Here is a 1,348-nt window from a genome sequence, read left to right on the forward strand (position 1 = left end):
GTCAGGGGGTGAAGGGGCGGTGGGCGCGGGCGGCGCGCAGCGCGTCCGCCCACCAGGTGAGGCGGTCGAGCATCGCGGTCGCCGCCGGGTCGCTCTCCGAGCCGGGCCCCGGCTCCTGCGGACCGTGCAGGCTGACCGTCTCCCGCACCGTGACGGCGTGCAGTTCGGCGAAGACCTGGCGGAGTTGTTCGACGGCGCGCAACCCGCCGCCGCGCCCGCCGTAGGAGACGAAGGCCACCGGCTTGGCGTACCACTCGTCGCCGTACCAGTCGATCGCGTGCTTCAGGGGCGCGGGGAAGCTGTGGTTGTACTCCGGGGTCACGATCACGAAGGCGTCGGCCGCGTCGAGGCGTGCGCCGAGGGCGGTGACGGCCGGGGCCGAGCCCGCCGCGGGGTCCAGCACCGCGGGCAGCGGATGTTCGGCCAGGTCGACCACCTCGACCTCCAGTCCCTCCCGGGCAGCGGCCAGGTCGGCGAACCAACGGCCGATGGCGGAGCCGCGCCGTCCGACCCGGGTGCTGCCGATCACGACGGCCAGGCGGAGGGGCGCTGCCCGCCCGGAGCCGGTGCGGGGCTCGGTGAGAAGTTCGGGAGTGAGGGGAGCGGCGCCGAGGGGTGCGGGAGCCATGGTGTCCTCCGATGGGTCGGGGGCCGGGGCGGACGCACACCGGCCACGGGCCGGCCGGGATTCGCCCCGGTGGCCGTGGAAACACCATGGGACTTCAAGTTCGCTTGAGGTCAAGCTAGGCTCGACATCGTGACCGAGACCGTGTCGTCGATGTCGTCCGTCTCCCCCGGTACCGCGCGGGATCCGGGGCCGGAAGCGACCCCCGCCCCACCGCCGCTGACCCGCGAGCTGACCATCGGGCAGCTGGCCGAGCGCAGCGGCGTGGCCCACTCCGCGCTGCGCTACTACGAGGACGAGGGGTTGATCACCAGCCGCCGCACCTCCGGCAACCAGCGCCGCTACTCCCGGGACACCCTGCGGCGGGTCGCCTTCATCCGGGTCTCGCAGAACGTCGGCATACCGCTGGTCACCATCCGCGCGGCACTCGCCGAACTGCCGGAGAACCGCACCCCCACCCCCGAGGACTGGGCCCGGGTCTCGGCGGGCTGGCGGGCCGACCTGGACGCCCGCATCGCGGTGCTGGAACAACTGCGGAACGGCCTGACGGAGTGCATCGGCTGCGGCTGCCTGTCCCTGAGCAGTTGCCAGCTCGCCAACCCGAACGACGTGCTGAGCCGCAACGGGCCGGGGCCCTGTCGGTTCACCGGCTGCTGACGGCCCGGCCGCGCGGTCGCCCCGGTGGCGGGGAGCGGTCGACGTGTACGTCACCACGTCTCCCCC

2 protein-coding genes are annotated in these 1,348 nt (G+C 74.0%); one reads left to right on the forward strand and one right to left on the reverse strand.

Translation table 11 applies throughout. The annotated features are described in order from the left end of the window. Position 1: 1 nt before the first annotated feature. On the reverse strand, positions 2 to 628 hold the full coding sequence (locus FNQ90_RS23375) for an NADPH-dependent FMN reductase (protein ID WP_182608169.1): 627 nt from the start codon (positions 626 to 628) through the stop codon (positions 2 to 4). A gap of 129 nt (positions 629 to 757) precedes the next feature. Between FNQ90_RS23375 and soxR the strand changes: the two genes are divergently transcribed. Next, the gene (gene soxR / locus FNQ90_RS23380; RefSeq protein ID WP_323380140.1) at positions 758 to 1,282 is read left to right on the forward strand and encodes a redox-sensitive transcriptional activator SoxR; all 525 of its coding nucleotides are present in this window, start codon (positions 758 to 760) and stop codon (positions 1,280 to 1,282) included. Positions 1,283 to 1,348 lie beyond the last annotated feature (66 nt).

It is taken from the genome of Streptomyces alkaliphilus (genome assembly GCF_014141535.1).
GTDB lineage: Bacteria > Actinomycetota > Actinomycetes > Streptomycetales > Streptomycetaceae > Streptomyces > Streptomyces alkaliphilus.

Bases quoted from the DNA above. Each gene is read 5' to 3' on its own strand.
- FNQ90_RS23375 (WP_182608169.1), bottom strand. From the start codon at position 628: ATGGCTCCCGCACCCCTCGGCGCCGCTCCCCTCACTCCCGAACTTCTC.